General features: G+C 76.2%; 14 protein-coding genes. All 14 read right to left on the reverse strand.

Features of this window, described 5'->3' with window-relative positions; genetic code table 11:
• Positions 1-22: 22 nt before the first annotated feature.
• Positions 23-922, reverse strand: a complete 900-nt coding sequence (locus tag ACFU9A_RS13540) for an HpcH/HpaI aldolase/citrate lyase family protein (RefSeq protein WP_430575804.1) — start codon at positions 920-922, stop codon at positions 23-25.
• On the reverse strand, positions 919-2127 hold the full coding sequence (locus ACFU9A_RS13545) for a CaiB/BaiF CoA transferase family protein (RefSeq protein WP_430575805.1): 1209 nt from the start codon (positions 2125-2127) through the stop codon (positions 919-921). The genes ACFU9A_RS13540 and ACFU9A_RS13545 overlap by 4 nt, the downstream gene beginning before the upstream one ends.
• A complete protein-coding gene (locus ACFU9A_RS13550; protein WP_430575806.1) occupies positions 2124-4169 on the reverse strand; it encodes a formylglycine-generating enzyme family protein in 2046 nt (681 codons plus the stop codon). The genes ACFU9A_RS13545 and ACFU9A_RS13550 overlap by 4 nt, the downstream gene beginning before the upstream one ends.
• A 76-nt stretch (positions 4170-4245) precedes the next feature.
• Positions 4246-5172, reverse strand: coding sequence for a ribokinase (locus ACFU9A_RS13555; protein ID WP_430575807.1), 927 nt, complete (start codon positions 5170-5172; stop codon positions 4246-4248).
• On the reverse strand, positions 5169-6560 hold the full coding sequence (locus ACFU9A_RS13560; protein ID WP_430575808.1) for an ADP-ribosylglycohydrolase family protein: 1392 nt from the start codon (positions 6558-6560) through the stop codon (positions 5169-5171). The genes ACFU9A_RS13555 and ACFU9A_RS13560 overlap by 4 nt, the downstream gene beginning before the upstream one ends.
• Positions 6557-7747 carry an ADP-ribosylglycohydrolase family protein gene (locus ACFU9A_RS13565; RefSeq protein ID WP_430575809.1) on the reverse strand — a complete coding sequence of 397 codons (1191 nt, stop codon included), beginning with the start codon at positions 7745-7747 and terminating at the stop codon, positions 6557-6559. Before ACFU9A_RS13565 ends, ACFU9A_RS13560 begins: the two co-directional genes overlap by 4 nt.
• Positions 7748-7990: 243 nt before the next feature.
• Complete coding sequence (locus tag ACFU9A_RS13570; protein ID WP_430575810.1) at positions 7991-9271, reverse strand: ABC transporter substrate-binding protein; 1281 nt, start codon at positions 9269-9271, stop codon at positions 7991-7993.
• A gap of 58 nt (positions 9272-9329) precedes the next feature.
• Positions 9330-10157, reverse strand: coding sequence for a carbohydrate ABC transporter permease (locus ACFU9A_RS13575; RefSeq protein WP_430575811.1), 828 nt, complete (start codon positions 10155-10157; stop codon positions 9330-9332).
• A gap of 4 nt (positions 10158-10161) precedes the next feature.
• The gene (locus ACFU9A_RS13580) at positions 10162-11142 is read right to left on the reverse strand and encodes a carbohydrate ABC transporter permease (protein ID WP_430575812.1); all 981 of its coding nucleotides are present in this window, start codon (positions 11140-11142) and stop codon (positions 10162-10164) included.
• Positions 11139-12179, reverse strand: a complete 1041-nt coding sequence (locus tag ACFU9A_RS13585; protein ID WP_430575813.1) for a LacI family DNA-binding transcriptional regulator — start codon at positions 12177-12179, stop codon at positions 11139-11141. Before ACFU9A_RS13585 ends, ACFU9A_RS13580 begins: the two co-directional genes overlap by 4 nt.
• 229 nt (positions 12180-12408) lie before the next feature.
• Positions 12409-12828 carry a hypothetical protein gene (locus ACFU9A_RS13590; protein ID WP_430575814.1) on the reverse strand — a complete coding sequence of 140 codons (420 nt, stop codon included), beginning with the start codon at positions 12826-12828 and terminating at the stop codon, positions 12409-12411.
• A gap of 26 nt (positions 12829-12854) precedes the next feature.
• Positions 12855-13895, reverse strand: coding sequence for an alpha/beta hydrolase fold domain-containing protein (locus tag ACFU9A_RS13595; protein ID WP_430575815.1), 1041 nt, complete (start codon positions 13893-13895; stop codon positions 12855-12857).
• A complete protein-coding gene (locus ACFU9A_RS13600; RefSeq protein ID WP_430575816.1) occupies positions 13892-14992 on the reverse strand; it encodes a DUF4432 family protein in 1101 nt (366 codons plus the stop codon). Before ACFU9A_RS13600 ends, ACFU9A_RS13595 begins: the two co-directional genes overlap by 4 nt.
• On the reverse strand, positions 14989-17100 hold the full coding sequence (locus ACFU9A_RS13605) for a hypothetical protein (RefSeq protein WP_430575817.1): 2112 nt from the start codon (positions 17098-17100) through the stop codon (positions 14989-14991). The genes ACFU9A_RS13600 and ACFU9A_RS13605 overlap by 4 nt, the downstream gene beginning before the upstream one ends.
• Between the last annotated feature and the right edge of the window lie 44 nt (positions 17101-17144).

The raw sequence follows: 17144 nt of genomic DNA on the forward strand, positions 1-17144 counted from the left end.
GCGGGCGGCGCCCGTCCGCGCGTCAGGCCTCGGGGCCGGCCGCCCGCCCCGCGAGCGCCAGCGTCCAGCGGGCGCGCTCCACCATCGCGACGTCCAGGAACGTGCCGTCGGCCAGGACCACGGTGCCCGTCCCGGCGGCGGCGGCGTCGGCGACGGCGCGCACGACCTCCCGGGCGCGCTCGACCTCCGCCTCCGCCGGGGCGAACGCGGCGCGGATCGTCGCGAGCTGGGCCGGGTGGATCGCCGTCCGGCCCCAGAACCCGAGGGCGCGGCCGGCGCGGCACGACGCCGCGAGGCCGTCGAGGTCGCGCACGTGCGTCCAGGCGGACATGGCGGGGGCCGGGAGGCCCGCGGCCCGCGCGGCGACGACCACGCGGCCCCGCGCCCAGGCCAGCCCGGTCTCGTCGTCCACGCGCAGGTCGGACCGGAGGTCGGCCTCCCCCAGCCCGAGCGAGGCGACCTGCGGCGACGCGGTCGCCAGGTCGAACGCCCGCTCCACGCCGAGCGCCGTCTCGAGCAGCAGGTGCAGGGCGCGGCCGGGCAGCGCCGCCGCGAGGTCCCGCACCTGGTCGGCCGACTCCACCTTCGGCACGCGCACGCCCACGGCGGCCGGCAGCTCCGCCACCGCGGCGAGGTCGGCGGCGTGCCACGGGGTGCCCGCGTGGTTGACGCGCACCTGCACCGCGGGCCCGGCGACGCCGGCGCCCGCGGCCACGTGCGCGGGCGCGGGCGCGTCGGCGAGCACCGTGGCGAGGTGGCCGCGCGCGGCGTCCTTGGCGGCGGGCGCCACGGCGTCCTCGAGGTCCACGAGCACCGCGTCGGCACCCGACGCGAGCGCCTTGCCGAGCCGGTCGGGCCGGTCGGCCGGCACGTACAGGAGGGTGAGCGGCGGCATCGTCGACGCCGCCGCGGACGTCGTCATACGGCCCCCTCGGCCCGCAGGGCGGCGACGCGCTCCGCGTCGAACCCGAGCTCGCCGAGCACGGCGTCGGTGTCGGCGCCGTGGGCGCGGCCCGTGTGCCGGATGACGCCGTCGTTGCCCGACAGCCGGAACAGCGGCCCCTGCATGAGCAGCGGCCCCAGCTCCGGGTCGTCGATCTCGTGGATGGTGCCGAGGGCGCGGAACTGCGGGTCGTCGACGATGTCGCGGGCGTCGTAGATCGGCGCCACCGCGGCCTGCGCCTCCTCGAAGGCGGCGACCACCTCGTCCCGCGTGCGCCCGGCGATCCAGCCGCCGACGGCGTCGTCGAGCTCGTCGGCGTGCTGCGCCCGGTCGACGCCGCGGGCGAACCACGGCTCGTCGATCAGCTCGGGGCGGCCCACCAGCCGCATGACCCGCTCGGCGATCGACTGGGCCGACGTGGAGACGGCCACCCAGTGCCCGTCGCTCGTGCGGTAGGTGTTGCGCGGCGCGTTGTTGGCCGACCGGTTGCCGGAGCGCGGCTGCACGGTGCGCAGCTGGTCCCAGCGGGTGATCTGCGGACCGAGCATCGCGAGGATCGGCTCCACGATCGCGGTGTCGACCACCTGCCCGCGGCCCGTGCGCTCGCGCGTGGACAGCGCGACCATGACCGCGAACGCCGTCGCCAGGGAGGCGACGCCGTCGGCCAGGCCGAACGGCGGCAGGGTGGGCGGGCCGTCGGGCTCCCCCGTCATCGCCGCGAACCCGCTCATCGCCTCCGCGAGGGTGCCGAAGCCCGGCCGCGTGCGGTAGGGGCCCACCTGGCCGAAGCCGCTCACCCGTGCCAGGACCAGCCCGGGGTTGCGGGCCGACAGCTCGTCGTAGCCGAGCCCCCACCGCTCCAGGGTGCCGGGGCGGAAGTTCTCGATCACGACGTCCGCGGTCTCCGCGAGCGCGAGGAACACCTCGCGACCGCCGGGGCTGCCGAGGTTCGCGGTGATCGTGCGCTTGTTGCGCCCGAGCGTCTTCCACCACAGGTTGACGCCGTCCTTCGCCGCGCCGTGCGTGCGCGACGGGTCGGGCTTCGCCGGGTGCTCCACCTTGACGACGTCGGCGCCCATGTCGCCCAGGTGCATCGCCGCCATCGGGCCGGCGAACAGCGTGGACGCGTCGACGACCCGCAGCCCCGCCAGCGCGCCGGCGGCCGCGTCGCGCGAGACGGTCATCGGGTCACCTCCGTCGTGTCCACCAGGCCGAGCGCGTCGGGCAGGTCCCAGGCGCACCGGAACCCGACCGTCGCGCCGCGCGCGAGGCCCAGGCCGGGCAGCAGCAGCTTCACCGCGTAGTCGGGCGCGTGCCGGCCGCCCTCGACGTACCAGTCCGAGCCGTCGGCGCGGTAGTCGCTGCCCCCCTTGATCATGACGTACCGGGTGCGGCCGTCGCTGTGCTCGCTCTCGGTCCACTCCCACACCGCGGGGGCGCCGCGGCCGAAGCCCGGCTCGCCGCCCGCGAGCTGCCACTCGTCCTCGGTGGGCAGCCGCCCGTCGCGCCACGCGCAGTACGCCCGCGCGTCGTCGAGGTCGACGAACGTCACCGGCTCGTCCTCGGTGCCCGGGACGGGACGGCCGTCGGACCAGTGCGCGAGGAAGCGGTGCGGCTCGGCCGGGGCGTACCCGGTCGCGTCGACGAACGCCGCGAACTGCGCGTTCGTCACCTCGCGGGGCGCGACGGCCACGGGCGCGGCCAGCTCGCCGTCGCGCTGCAGCGTGCGGGCGTCGTGCAGGCGCGGGGGCAGCGGCTTCCACTCGTCGACGTACGGCGCGCCCTGGTACATGCCGGTCTCGCGGGCGCGGTGGCGCACGGTGAGGACGTACGGCCCGGCGGGCAGCACGACGGCGTCGGTGCCCGGACCGGCGCCCGCGCCCGGCCCGATCCCCGCGGGCGCCGCGGGGCGCAGCCGCCGGGCGACGCGGTGCGGGAAGCGCGCGTCCGGGTGGTGCGGGTCGCCGTCGGCGGAGTCGAGCCCGTCCACGACGGCGCGCAGCCGCGCGGCCCACGCGGGCCCGGTCGCCCCGGGCCGCCCGGCGTCGGCGTCGGTGCGCACCAGCGCGGCGATGCCGCGCGCGGGGACGACGACGCGCTCGTCGCCGTCGGCGAGCACCGGGCCCGCGTAGTCCTCGTCGCCGCGGTTCACCAGCGTCCAGAGCGTCACGCCGTCGGCCTCCCACCGCGACGCGTACACGCCGGCGGCCTCGGCCTGCGGCGCCAGCTCCGCGAGCGGTGTCCAGGCGCCGCGCAGCAGCAGCTCGCCCGCTTCGCGCTGCACGCGCACCATGCGGCGCACGGTCGCGGCGTCCCGGGCCGACCAGCCGACCCACACCCCGAAGACGACCTCCCACACCATGGCGCCCACGCCGTTGAGCCACGCGGACTGCAGCTCCTCGGAGTGGTCGCGGTGCCAGCGCCGCACGTGGTGCTGCATGTGCCGCCGCTCGTACCAGTGCGCCCGCAGCACGCCCGGCACCGGCGAGTCGGCGAAGAACTGCGCCCACGACGACGAGTGGTCCTCGATGCGCTCCACCGGCAGCTTCGACTCGCCCTCCAGCACGATGCCGGGGCGCGCCGCCTCCAGGCGGGCCACGAGCTCCGGCTCCGCCTTCTTCAGCGTGTCGAGGAAGACGCCGTCCGCGCCCAGGTCGCGGACCAGCGCGGCCAGCTCGGTGAGGTCGTCCTCGCCGCGCCGCGTGCCCGTGTCCCACGGGTTGTAGTCGACGAACACGCGCATCCCCGCGGCGTGGAACGCGGACACCAGACCGGTGATGCCGGGCACGTCGCGGTAGAAGTCCCACTGGTTGCGGTCGTCGATCCCGATCACCGGGTAGGCGTGCCACAGCACGACCGCGTCCAGCCCGGCGAAGCGCTCGGCGGCGTCCGCGAGGAAGCGCTCCGGCGTGAACCGCCGCTCCTCGAACGAGTACAGCAGCTCGTCCCACAGCCAGACCTGCGCGACCGTGCGGCACTCCGCGGCCCACGCCGCCTCCGGGCGGTCGTAGGCGACCCCCGTGTAGCCGTGCCGCTCCCGGGCGTCCGAGCGCCAGGCGGCCAGCCGCTCGCGCCAGGCCGGGCGGTCGGCCGGGTCCGCGGGCCCCACGAAGATCTTCGCCTCGTCGAGCGCGACGCTCTGCTCGGGGGTCAGCGGCCCGCCGGCGGGCACGTCGGTGGGCCGGTCGATCGGCCGCGGGACCAGGGGGTCGAACGTGTACGTCATGACTGCTTCCTCCGAGGGTCCGGGAACGGACCGGGGACGATGGGGGCGGTGCGGTGCGGCGGTGCGGCCGGCAGGCTCAGCCGGCCCCGGAGGCCGCGAGGGCGGCCACCTCCGAGGCGGCCGGGACGGCGTCCTGCGCGCCACGGCGCGTCACCGCCAGCGCGCCCGCGGCGGCCGCGAGCCGGGCGGCCGCGGCCAGGTCCTCGCCCCGGGCGATCCCGGCGGCGAGGACACCGCAGAACACGTCGCCCGCACCCGTGGTGTCGACGGCCTCGACCCGGTGCGCGGGCACGCGCACCGGCGGCGTGCCGCGGCGGGCCACGAGGCTGCCCGCGCCGCCGAGGGTGATCACGACCGCCGGCACCCGCCGCAGCAGCGCGGCCCCGAGCGCCTCGGGGTCCGCCACCGCGTCGGCCTCCAGGTCTCCAGCGAGGTCGGCCGCCTCGTGCTCGTTCACCACCAGGACGTCGACGGCGTCCCAGAGCGCGTCGGGAAGGGCGCGGGACGGCGCGGCGTTGAGCACCAGCGGCACGCCCGCCCGGCGCTCCCGCGCCGCGGCAAGCACGACGTCGAGCGGCACCTCGAGCTGCGCGAGGACGACGTCGGCCGCGGCGATGCGCTCGGCCTGCGGCCGCTCGACCGCGAGGCGCGAGTTGGCTCCCGGGGCGACGACGATCGCGTTCTCGCCGTCCGGGGAGACGGTGATGAGCGCGGTGCCCGTCGCGACGTCGAGGCGCCAGACCAGGTCGGTGCGCACCCCGGCCCGCCGGAGCGAGGCGAGGAGCAGGTCGGCCGCGTCGTCGCGCCCCACGGCGCCGACGAACGACGTGTCCGCGCCGCCCGCACGGGCGGCGCCGGCGGCCTGGTTCGCGCCCTTGCCGCCCGGGCTGCGGCGCAGGTCGCCGCCCAGGATGGTCTCGCCGCCGCCCGGGTGGCGGGGCACGTCCACCACCAGGTCGACGTTGGCCGAGCCGACCACCACGACGCGGCCGCCGGCGCTCACGAGGGGCTCCCCGCGCCCGCCGCGCCCTGCGACGCGCGGAGCGCGAGCGCCGTCGTGCGCGCCGCCAGGTCGTCGATGCGACGCTCGCCGCCGGGCAGCGAGGTCGCGATGCGGCCGTCGAGGGGAGCGCTCCACGCCGCGCCGATCCCGTCGGCTCCGCGCAGGGCCCCCACGACGCCGCCGACCGTGGCCGCCGCCGAGTCGGTGTCCCAGCCCGCGGTCACCGCGATCGAGACGCTCGGGCCGAACTCGCCCCGCCCGGCCTCGAGCGCGTACGCGACCACGGCCGCGTTGTGCAGCACGTGCACCCAGTGCAGGTCGCCGTAGGTGGCGTGCAGCCGGTCGAGGTCGGCGCGGACGGCGGCCTCGCCGCCGTCGGACGCCGCGCCCAGCTCCCGGCCCAGGCGGACGGCCGCGGCCAGGCGGCTGCCGGGCGGGACGACGGCGTCGGCGGCGTCGAGCGCCGCGGTGACCCCGCCCGCGACCACGGCCGCCGACCCCAGCGCCGCCGCCCACATCGCGCCGTACACGCCGTTGCGGGTGTGGCTCAGGCGCGCGTCGGTCCAGGCCAGGCGCGCGGCCTCGCGCACGTCCCCGGGGCTCACCCACCCGAGCAGGTCGGTGCGGATGAGGGCGCCGATCCACTCCCGGAACGGGTTGTGGTGCGTGGCCGTCTCGGGCACGGGCCGCGCGTCGAGGATGTTGCGGTACGCCGCGCGCTCGGCGGTGAAGGCCCGACCGGCAGGCATGAGGTCGAGCCAGACCTGCGCCACGTCGTCGGTGGTGAAGCCGCGCCCGCGGGCCTCGAGGAGCTCCAGGGCGAGGATCGGGTAGTTGAGGTCGTCGTCCTCAGGCATCCCGTCGATGTTCTCCTCGAGGGAGGTCGGGGCGGAGCGGCGGTTCCACGGCCAGCGGGCCGCCACGTCGTCGGGCAGCCCGACCGCGGTGAACCAGCGGTCCAGGGGCCACCGGCCGGTGGACCGCAGGATCTCCTCGATGCCCTCGCGCGGGATCTTCTCGACCGGCTTGCCGAGCAGGCAGCCGGCGGCGCGGCCGGTCCAGGCGCCGTGCACGCGGGCGCCGAGGTCGGCGCCCGGGCCGGGCAGGGCGGGGGCCGCCGGCAGCAGGGCGACGATCTCGTCCCACCCGTCGGGCTCCGCCGGGGCGGGCGCGGCCGGCCGGGCGTCCAGCTCGTCGAGCAGGGTGCGGGCCAGGGCGCGCAGCTCCGGCGTCGCGGGCACGGGGCCGGCGCCGCTCACGGCGGGCGCCGGGTCTCCCCCGGCCGCCACCCAGCGCTCGCGGACGTCGGCCGTCTCCTTGCCCTCGGCCGCGGACTGCACCAGCTCGTGCGCGAGCAGGTCCTCCGGCTGCGCCCAGGTCAGCCTCATGCCCGCGCCCCGGCGGCCTCGGTGTCGGCGTCGAGGTCCAGCGCGTCGATGCCCGCCAGGCGCGCCCGCGCCCGCTCGGCGTCCGCGCGCACGATGTCGGCGGCCGCGGCGGCCATGAGCCGCCCCGTCTCGCGGACGTCCATCCGGCTCGCCACCTCGATCTCGTCGAGCCAGTCGGTGGGCACGACCTCGCTGCCGCCGAGGCCCGCGGCCACCGCGCCCGCCATGACGGCGATGGAGTCGGCGTCACGGCCGTAGTTCACGGCGGCGAGGACCGACCCGCGGTAGTCGCCGCGGTGCCCGAGCAGCATGCCGAGCGCCGCCGGCAGCTCCTCGATCGACTTGGTCCGCGACGGGCGGCGCGCGTCCATCGACATCTGCCGGTACGCGGGGCCCACGGAGTCGAACGGGGCCACGGTCTCGCGCACCAGGCGGCCGAGCTCGCGCTCCTCCTCGTCCGTGCCGGGCGCCGTGGTCCAGCCGTCGAACGCCTCCACCACGGCGTGCAGGGCGTCCGCGGTGCCGTCGTGGGCGACGTCGAGCGCCGCGTGCACGACGTCGTCGAGCGTGGCGCCCGGCGCCACCGACGCCGCGACCATCGCCGCGAACACGCCCGCCGCCTCCCGGCCGTAGCTCGACTGGTGGGCGCCCGTGAGGTCGATCGCCTCGGCGTACGCGCCGCGCGGGTCGCCCGGGTTCGCCAGGCCGACCGGCGCGACGTACATCGCGGCGCCGCAGTTCACGACGTTGCCGACGCCCGCCTCGCGCGGGTCGACGTGCCCGTAGTGCAGCCGCGCGACCATCCACTTCTCGGCGAGGAACACCCGCTGGAGCAGCAGGGCGGTCGACTCGAGCTCGGGGATCCAGCGCGGCTCCCCGATCATCAGGGGCACGAGGTCCTCCGCCACGGAGTACGCGTCCAGGTGGTCGCGGCGCTTGGCGTAGACCTCCACGACCGCCCGCGTCATGAGGGTGTCGTCGGTGATGTGTCCGTCGCCCTTGTGGTACGGCGCGATGGGGCGCGCGTCGCGCCAGTTCGGGTACCAGGGGCCGACGATGCCGGTCACCCGGCCCCCGTGGCGCTCCTCGATCTGCTCGGGGGTCCAGCCCTCGACGGCACCGCCGAGCGCGTCGCCCACCGCGGCGCCGGTGATCACGGCCATCGATCGGTCGTCCAGCCAGGTCACGGTCACTCCCTCGTCGTCCTGCCGGGCGCGTGTCTCGCGTCCCGGGTGCCCGCGGGGCGGGCTCGACGCCCGGCCCCGCGGTGCGGGTGGTCGTGGGGGGGGGGGGGGGGCCCCCCCCCCCCCGCCCACCCCGCGGGGCGCTGCGGGGGGCGCGGGGGGGGGGGGGGGGCCGCGGGGGGGGGGGGGGCCCCCCGCCCGGGGGGGGGGGGGGGGGGGGGGCGCCCCCCCCCCCCCCCACGACCGTCACTTCGTGATCTCGTCCCAGCCGTCGGTGAGCTGGGCGGACAGCTCGTCCGCGTCCGTCTCCTGCGCCAGGAACCGCTGGTAGGCCGGCGTGGCCACGGTGTCCTTCCACTGCGCGTACGCGTCGACGAACAGGTACGGCGCGGAGACGAAGTGCTGGCCCGAGGCCAGGATGGTGCTCCAGCCGTTCTCGTCGCCGAGCTTGTCGGCGAGGACCTGCTGGGCCGACGTCGTCGCCGGGATCAGCGCGTCCGCCTCGTTGAGCGCGGCCAGGTTGTCCGGCTCGGTGAAGAACTCGATGAACTCGGCCGACTCCTTGACGTGCTCCGAGTCGACGTTGACGGACAGGGTCTGCGGGTTCGCGGCCTGCCCGGCGCCCTCGGGCCCGGCGAGCGGCGGCAGCACCACCCAGTCGAGGTCCTTCGGGGCGTCCTTGGCGATGTTCGCGGCCTGGTAGGAGCCCTGCACGGTCATCGCCGTCTGGCCGGCGTAGAACGACGCGATCGCCTCGGAGCCCGACTGCGTCAGGGTGACCGGGAGGATCGACTTGTCCTGGTGGGCCATCGCGTCCACGAGCTCGGGCAGCGCCATCTCGCCGTCGCCGACCGTGATCTTCGCGTCCGTGCCCGTGCCCGTGAAGTACTGGCCGCCGAAGCCCGGCGCCAGGGTCATGAACGCGGCGGTCGGGCTCGACAGGCCCCAGCCGAGGCCGAAGGTCTTGCCCTTCGTCGTCGCCTTGGCGATGTCCCGCAGCTGGTCCCACGTCATGGTGTCGCCGGTCGGGATCTCGACGCCCGCGTCCTGCAGGAGCTTCTTGTTCGCGAAGACCATGTAGGACTGCAGCTCGGTCGGGTAGGCCACGACCTGGTCATCGACGGTCACCGAGGACAGCACGCCCTCGGGGATGTCGGCCTTGCGCTCGTCCGACATGTACTCGGAGAGGTCCGCGAGGTAGCCGTCGCGGGCGAACGGCACGATGCTCGCGGCCTCGTAGTGGATGACGTCGGGCGCGGCGCCGCCGTTGAACTGGGTGATGAGCTTGTCGTAGACGCCGTCCCAGCCGGTCGGCACGATCTCGACCTGCACGTCGGGGTGGTCGGTGTTCCACTCGTCGACGATCTTCTCGGTCGCCGCGATGGCGGCCGGCTGGTCGGACAGCGACTGGAACTTCAGCGTCACGGGGCCGCCGTCGCCGTCGTCGCCGCCACCGCTGCTGCAGGCGGCGAGGAGCAGGGCGCTGACCGTGAGGCATGCAGCGATGGACACTCCACGAGTCTTCATGGGACTTCCTTTCGGGTGGTCGTCAGGGGTAGGGAAGGAAGGAGGTGGAAGGGCGTCGTCAGCCCTTGACGGCGCCGGCCATGAGCCCGCCGGTGAGCTTCTTCTGCATGATCGAGAAGAAGACGATGCTCGGGATGGCCGCGAGGAACGACCCCGCCGCGAGGGGGCCGAGCGCGACCTTGCCCTCGCCGCCGATGAACGACGTGAGCGTGATCGGCAGGGTGTAGTTCTCCGGCGACTGGAGCAGGACCAGGGCGAAGAAGAACTCGTTCCAGGAGGAGACGAAGCTGAACATCGCGGTGGCGACGATCCCGGGGGCCAGCAGCGGGAACACGATCCGGCGCAGCACGGTGAGGCGGCTGGCGCCGTCCATGGAGCCGGCCTCCTCGAGCTCGGTCGGGATGCCGGCCACGTAGCCCTGCAGCATCCACAGCGCGAAGGGCAGCGTGTACGTGGTGTGCACCAGGGTGAGCCCCACGAGGCTGTCGGTGAGGTTCATCGTCCGCAGGATGAGGAAGAGCGGCAGGATGATGAGGATCACCGGGAACACCTGGCTCACGAGGATCCACCCGACGCCGGCCACCCGGATCGCGCCCTTGAGCCGGGCGAGCACGTAGGCCGCGGGCATCGCGATGAGGATCACGAGCGCCGTCGAGGCGAGCGCCACCACGACGCTGTTCGCGGCCGAGTGCACCAGACCCTGCCGGGCGAGGGCCTGGGCGTAGTTCTCCCAGTGCCACTGCGAGGGCAGCAGGCTCACGGTGAGCGAGTTGAGCTCGGCGGACGACTTCACCGAGGCCGAGATCAGCCACAGCAGCGGGAAGCCGAGGAAGACGATGTAGCCGGCCAGCGCCACGTACTGGGCGGGGCGGACGAGTGCGCGCATCGGCTCAGCCCTTCTTCACGGCGCGGTCGTCGCGGAACTGCGACCGCAGGTAGACGGCGAGGAGCAGGACGACGACCACGACGAGGACGACGCCCATCGCGGCGGCGTACCCGATGTTCCGGTTCTTGAACGCCTCGAGGTAGGTGAACAGCATCGGCAGCATCGTGCGGCCGCCGGGCCCGCCCTCGGTGAGGACGTAGACCAGCGAGAACGAGTTGAAGTTCCAGATGAAGTTCAGCGACGTGATGGACGCGACGATGGGCCGCAGGCTCGGCCAGGTGACGGCGGTGAACCGCCGCCAGGCGCCCGCGCCGTCCATGGACGCGGCCTCGTGCAGCTCGTCCGGGATCTGCTGCAGGCCGGCGAGCAGCGTGACCGTGGTCTGCGGCATGCCGACCCAGACGCCCACGACGATGACGGCGGGCAGCGCGGTGGAGAAGTCCGCCAGCCAGTTGATGTCGTCCGGCAGGCCCAGCGACCCGAGGAACGCGTTGAGCGGCCCCGCGTTGGGCGAGTAGATCATCTTCCACATGATCGCCACGACGACGGGCGGCATGGCCCACGGGATCAGCGCGAGCACGCGCGTGAGGCCCTGGAGCCGGAGGCCGGAGTTGAGCAGCTGCGCCAGCCCCATGGCGAGCACGAGCTGCAGCAGCGTCACGGACACCGCCCAGATGAGGCCGATGCGGAACGAGTCCCAGAAGAACGAGTTGCCCGCGAGGCGCACGAAGTTGTCGACGCCCACGAACTGGTAGTCGGGGTGGCGCACGAGCCGCGCGTCGGTGAAGGCGAGCGCGATGCCCATGACGAGCGGCGCGACGCTGAGCACGAGGATCGGCAGCAGCGACGGCATCACCAGGGCGGCGGCCTCGCGGCGACGGCCTCGTTCGAGCCCGCCGCGGCGGCGGACCTGCTGCGGCCCCCGCGCGGGGGTCCGGCTCGAGGACCCGGCCGCGGGCGCGGTCGGGGTGGTCGGGGCGCTCATCGCGTGGCCTCCTCGGTCGCGGCGTCGACGCCGGACGACGCGCGCACCAGCAGGCGCGGGCCGATCACGACGTGCTGGGCGGTGGCCTCGTCGTCCTCGAGGCGGGCGAGCACGGCGCGCGCGGCGGCGGCCCCGCGCTCCGCGGTGCCGAGCGAGACGCTCGTCAGGGCCGGCTCGTAGACGCGGCCGAGCTCGGTGTCGTCCATGCCGGTGACGGCGACGTCGCCCGGGACGGCGAGGCCGGCCTCGCGGGCGGCGCGCACCGCGCCGATGGCGAGCAGGTCGTTCGCGGCGACGACGGCGTCGAGGCGCGTGCCGTCGGCGCCCGGCGCCAGCAGGGCGCGCGCGGCGCGCAGCCCTGCCGCGACGGTGAAGTCGTCGGCCACCGCGACGGCGACGCGCTCCGCGGGGAAGCCGTCCGCGCGCGTCGCGGCGTCGAAGCCGCGCTGGCGCGCCGTGCCCGGCGTGGTGTCGAGGGGGCCGTTGAGGAACCCGATCCGGCGACGGCCCGCGGCGACCAGGTGGTCGACGGCGAGGCCGATGCCGCCCGCGGAGTCGGTCGAGACGGAGTCGCCGGCGGCGTCCAGCGCGCGGCCGATGACGACCACCGGCACCGGCGCCTGCCGGATCACCTCGGCGAGGGCGTCGTCGGCGCGCAGCGGGCTCACGACGAGGGCGTCCACGAAGCCGCCCCCGAGGCTCCGGACGAGCTCGGCGGTGGCGCCCGCCGTGTCCCCCGTCGACATGACGACGACCCGGTACCCGTGCGGGGCCAGGACCTCGTGGATGGCGGCGAGCATCTCGACGTACACCGGGTTGCCGATGTCGGCGACGGCGAACGCGACCTGGAAGGTCTTGCGCATCCGCAGCGACCGACCGGTCACGTCCGGGCTGTACCCGAGCTCGTCGGCGGCGGCGCGCACGCGCTCCACCATGGCCGGGCTGGCCCCGGTGCCGTGCAGGGCCCGCGACGTCGATGCGAGGGAGACCCCGGCGTGCCGGGCCACCTCGATCAACGTGGCGCGTGATGACGTCACTGTCGCTCCACCTTCAACGTCGACGGCTGTTGGAAACGTTTCCAGTCCGGTCCCCACGACATCGCTGGAAACGTTTCCGGAATGAGCGTCACTCTGGCACCCGGCCGGCGCCGGTGTCAAGGCGCCCGAGAAGGGCTCGCGGCACGGTCACGCCGCCGCAGCCGTGCGCCTCGCGCAGGGTGCGGGCGAGCCGCCGGGCCGTGCGCACCCCGGGGCCGGTCGGGGCAGGTCAGACGGCGTCCGGCGGCGCCGCGACGAGCCCGTCGAGCGACGGCGGCCGGTAGCCCGGGCCCTTGAGGACCTTGCCGTCGGCCCGCCGCAGCACGCGCCCCTCCTCGTCGAACTTGCTCATGTTGGACCGGTGGACCTCGACGAACACCGCGGGCAGGTCGATGCCCAGCGCGTCGGCCGCGCCGTACGTGACGTACAGGACGTCGGCCAGCTCCTTGGCCACCGCCCGGTACGCGGCGTCCGCGTCCCCTCCGGCGGCCAGCGCCGCCGCGAGGTCGGTGAGCGCCTCGGACGCCTCGGCGGACTCCTCGTCCAGCAGCGCCCGGCGGTGCTCCGCCAGCTCCGGGCGCGCGGCGTCGGCCGCCAGGTCGAACGCCGCGCGGAACTCGGCGACCCGCCGCATCGGCTCGTGATCCATGGCCCCGACGCTAGCGGCCCGGCGGGTCACGACGGCTCGTGCCGCGCCCGCAGCGCCCGGTCGACGAAGGCCCGCACCTCGGCGTCGAGCTCGGCGTCCTCGGGCGCCCCTCCCCCGAAGCCGCCGTGCGGCATGCCCTCGAACACGTGCAGCTCGGCGGCCACGCCCGCCGCGCGCAGCCGCCGGTGCATGCGCACCGTGTTGGACAGGAACAGGTCCCGGGTGCCGGACTGCAGCAACGTCGGCGGCAGGCCCTCGAGGTCGCCGAACAGGGGCGACAGGTACGGGTGCGCCAGGTCGGCGCCGCCCGCGTACAGCGCGTTCACCTCGCGCAGGCTGGCCAGCGCCAGGTCGTGCGGGGCGTTGGTGACGAACGAGTCGCCCGACTCGGTGAGGTCCACCTCGGGGGTCAGCAGCACCAGCGCCGCGGGCATCGGCAGCCCCTCGTCCCGGGCGCGCAGCAGCAGGGCCGCCGCGAGGTTCCCGCCCGCCGAGCCGCCGCAGACGACCACCCGGCCCGGGCCACGCTCGGACAGCAGCGCCCGGTAGGCGGCGAGGGCGTCGTCCAGGGCCGCCGGGTACGGGTGCAGCGGCGGCATCCGGTAGTCGACGCCCCACGCGACGAGCCCGGTCCGGGCGGACGCGGTCACTGCCGACACCCGGCAGACCTCGCCGGCGCCGTAGAGCAGCCCGCCGCCGTGCAGGTCCAGGACGACGGGACCGTCCGGGTCGGCGTCGTGGGCGCGCTGCACGTAGGCCACCGCGCTCCCGACCTGCCGCACCTCGTCCGCCGGCGGGAGGTGGTCGAGGCGCACGGCGGCGCGGAACCACTCGTCCGCCTCCGCCACGTGCCGCAGCCAGCCCTCCCGGTCGTCCGGCGCCGGGAAGGCGCGGGGCCGCGCGGGCCGCGACGCCGCGAGCCGGTCGAGGTGGCGGCGCGCCGCGGGGCTCACGCTGGTGGGCAGCACCGTGCCCCCCGCGCCGCCGTCCGTCGTCCCCTGCCCTGCCCGGTCCTGCGCCGACAGGTCCTGCCCCGGCTCCTGCTCCGTCGTGCCCGGCTCGCTCATCCCACGCCCCCTCGCGCCGTCGTCGGTCGCGCCGTCGTCGGTCGCGCCGTCGCCGGTCGCGCCGTCGTCGGTCGCGGCCCCGGCGTGCCGACGCCGATGCGGACGCCACAGTCCCACGACGCGCCCGGCTCGAGCACGGGCGCGCCGCCGTGCGGCCCGTCGCGCTCCGGGCCGAGCAGGGGCGCGTTCGCGGGCTCGACGCCGAGCACCCACGAGCCCGCGGCGGGCCAGGCCCACGAGTACAGCCGAGGCATCGTCGCCGACCGCCACTCGACGACCACCTCGGGGTCGGGGTGCCCGTCGGCCGCCGGCATTGCGGTCGGGCGCACGACGGCCCGGGCCCGGCCGCCGGTCGACCGCACGCCGGGGTGCTCGGCCACCACGTACGCGGCGCCCGGGGCGGGCGCGGGGAACGTCACCGCGTCCCGGCCCGCCAGGAGCGGCTCCGCCGGCACCGGCTCGTCCGCGTCCGCCACCAGGCGCGAGCCCGGCGCCAGGACCGCCGCGCCGAGGTTCACGTGGTAGAGCAGCGGCACGCCGACGGGCGCGTCGCCCACGTTGCGGACCACGTCGCGCACCTCGACCCACGGCCGTCCGGTGGCGACGACGACCTCCCGGTCGACGACGACCCGCGCGCCGTAGAGCGTGGAGTGCGCGACGGAGCCCGACACGTGCACCTCGACCTCGCCGCCCGCGCCGCCGCCGTCGCGCTCGCGCCACCACCGCACGTCGTGCGCCGGGGTCAGGTGGTGGGTGCCGTGCTGCCCCGACCCGCCGCGGGGCGCGCCGATGTTGTCCGGCCCGCAGGTGGCGAGCAGCCCGCCGAGGAAGCGGTCCTCCCACCCCCGCCCCGGCCCCGGGTCGCGCGGGTGGGGCGAGCGCCAGGCGAGCGGCACGCCCGCCCACCAGGCCGCGCCGAGGTCCAGCCCGCGGTCCGGCAGCACGTCGACCGACAGCCCGCCGGCCACCCGCACGACGAGCGCCCGCTCCCCGCCGGCCGTGACCGCCTCGTCCACCGAGGCCAGGGCGTCCGGCAGCGCGGCGCGGCCGTCGTCGAGCAGGCTCCCCCAGCCGCCCTCGCCGGCCCGCGCGCTCATCGCTCCCGGACCTCGCCGCCGACCACGTCGTAGGTGCGGCCCTGCACGACGAGCCCCTCGAGCCGCGCCTCCGGGTCGAGCTCCGCGACGCAGCCGCCGGCCGTCACGGTGCCGTCGAGGTCGACCTCCACGCCGAACACCCCCGCCAGCACCAGCTCGCACCACGCCCCCGCGGACGAGCAGGACCAGTCGATGATGTACGGCAGCTGCGGCGGGGTCTTGCGGGCCCCGCCGCCGATCGGCTCCTCGGCCTCCTCCACGAAGTGCGCCTGCCCGGGCGGGCCCTGGTTCGCGCTGCGGGCCAGGCCCGGCAGCCACTCGAGGACCACCTCGGGGTGCCCGAGCGCGATCGCGGCGCGGGCCGAGTCCGCCGGCCACGCCGGGTAGGCGCCGTTCCACTGGTGGTCGGCGCGCACCGACCAGCCCGCGTCGTCGTCCCACGGCGACAGGGCACGCATCCACGACGGGGTGCGCAGCTCCCGGACGAAGAACTCGACCATCGCGTCCCGCCGGTCGGCCGGGACGTCCGCGGCGATCGTCGTCCCGACGGTCGCGAAGTCGTAGCAGTGCCGCGTCTGGACGAGGGTCCCGTCGGCCTGGCGGGCGTGGAAGAAGCCCTCCCCCGGCACGCCGAGGTCGAGCACCTTCGGCAGCAGGTCCGCCGCCTCCGCCCGCAGCCGGGCCGCGTCGTCGGCGCGCCCCTGCAGGTCGCTGATCCCCGCGGCCGTGCGCAGGTTCCACACGTTGGCGGCGTTGAGGCTCGCCACCTCGTGCACGTACGAGCTCACGCACTCGAGGAGGTTGTCGACGTCGCCGTAGTCGGCCAGGCCCGAGCCGGTGCCCGAGCGCAGCCGGTGCCACGCCGTCGCCCAGGCGCGGACCTCGTCGCCCATCGTGGAGGTGCGGCCGTCGGGCGTGGTCACCTCGGCGTCGAGCAGCCCGTGGTCGCCGTGCAGCCGCAGGTAGTCGTGCACCAGCCGCGTCATCGCGTAGTGGTTCACGGAGTACCAGTAGCCGACGGGGCCGCCGGTGAGCCACTCGGTGCCGAAGTGCTTCTCGATGTCGAGGCCCACCCAGTGCTCCACCTGCCGCCGCATGACGTGCGGGTCGAGCAGCGCGTGCACCATCGAGCTCAGGGAGTAGTCCCAGATGAACGTGGTGGTCTGCCAGTAGCGCGGCATGAGCGTGTCGTAGGTGCGCCCGAGCACCGACGCCGGGTTGTCGCGGCGGAACCACAGCACGCCGACGGCGCCCCACCAGTACAGGCGGCGCAGCGCGTCGTCGGTCGTGACCAGGCGCGGCAGGCAGCCGCCGAACTCGTCGTTCCCCGGCGTGAAGAGGGCCTCGATCTCCGCGTCCCAGGTGCGGCGGGAGGCCTCGACGGCGCCGGGCACGTCGGCGGCGACGCGGTCGAACGCCGCGAGCGCCTCGTCCCGCCCCCGCGCGACCGTGTGCACGAGGGCGAGGCGCACCGTGCCGCCCGCGGGCACGTCGCGGACCACCTCGGCCACGCGGTCCGACGTCCCGTCGTCGACGGGCGCGCCGTGCTCGTCGACGAGGCACTGCACGCTCACCGCCGAGCCGTCCGCCGGGCGCCCGAGGCGGCGGGCGCCGAGGCGCTCCAGCGCGTTGCGCGCCTGGGGCGGGGCGCCCGCGAGCCACGGGTCGGCGGCGCAGGTGACCGTCGAGTCGAGCCATGCGCCGAGGCGCAGCTCTCGCGGCGCGCCGGTGGTGTCGGTGACCTCCACCTGCACGGCGACGCCCGGCTCGCCCGGCGGGCACACCGTCACGGTGCGCACGTCCCAGCCGTCCACCACGGTGCGGCGCTCCACCCGGTCGGGCCGCCAGCGCACCTCGACGGGCCGCCCGTACGAGCGCGCCAGGCGGCCGCCCAGGTACAGCTGGCCGCTGATGCTGTCGCCCTGGGAGACGGGTGGCACGTTGAGCGAGCGCACGGCCAGCACGTCGTGGTCCACCTGGGCGGTGGCCCAGTGGTTGGTCAGGCCCGGCGGGTTGACCATGTCGTCGAACCGGTCGACGACGAGGTCGGACGCGAGGTCCCCGACGGTCGGGATCGTGCGCGGCGTGGCGGGAGCGGCGGTGCTCATCAGGCGGTTCCTCGTGCTCTGTCGGTCCGGGGGACGTCGGTGCG

Source organism: Isoptericola sp. NPDC057653 (genome assembly GCF_042799955.1).
In the GTDB taxonomy this organism is placed as follows: domain Bacteria; phylum Actinomycetota; class Actinomycetes; order Actinomycetales; family Cellulomonadaceae; genus Isoptericola.

Coding starts and splice junctions, on each gene's coding strand:
- ACFU9A_RS13590 (WP_430575814.1), bottom strand. CDS start 12,828: ATGGATCACGAGCCGATGCGGCGGGTCGCCGAGTTCCGCGCGGCGTTC.
- ACFU9A_RS13600 (WP_430575816.1), bottom strand. CDS start 14,992: ATGAGCGCGCGGGCCGGCGAGGGCGGCTGGGGGAGCCTGCTCGACGAC.
- ACFU9A_RS13560 (WP_430575808.1), bottom strand. CDS start 6,560: ATGAGGCTGACCTGGGCGCAGCCGGAGGACCTGCTCGCGCACGAGCTG.
- ACFU9A_RS13595 (WP_430575815.1), bottom strand. CDS start 13,895: ATGAGCGAGCCGGGCACGACGGAGCAGGAGCCGGGGCAGGACCTGTCG.
- ACFU9A_RS13550 (WP_430575806.1), bottom strand. CDS start 4,169: ATGACGTACACGTTCGACCCCCTGGTCCCGCGGCCGATCGACCGGCCC.
- ACFU9A_RS13580 (WP_430575812.1), bottom strand. CDS start 11,142: ATGAGCGCCCCGACCACCCCGACCGCGCCCGCGGCCGGGTCCTCGAGC.
- ACFU9A_RS13575 (WP_430575811.1), bottom strand. CDS start 10,157: ATGCGCGCACTCGTCCGCCCCGCCCAGTACGTGGCGCTGGCCGGCTAC.
- ACFU9A_RS13540 (WP_430575804.1), bottom strand. CDS start 922: ATGACGACGTCCGCGGCGGCGTCGACGATGCCGCCGCTCACCCTCCTG.
- ACFU9A_RS13570 (WP_430575810.1), bottom strand. CDS start 9,271: ATGAAGACTCGTGGAGTGTCCATCGCTGCATGCCTCACGGTCAGCGCC.
- ACFU9A_RS13605 (WP_430575817.1), bottom strand. CDS start 17,100: ATGAGCACCGCCGCTCCCGCCACGCCGCGCACGATCCCGACCGTCGGG.
- ACFU9A_RS13545 (WP_430575805.1), bottom strand. CDS start 2,127: ATGACCGTCTCGCGCGACGCGGCCGCCGGCGCGCTGGCGGGGCTGCGG.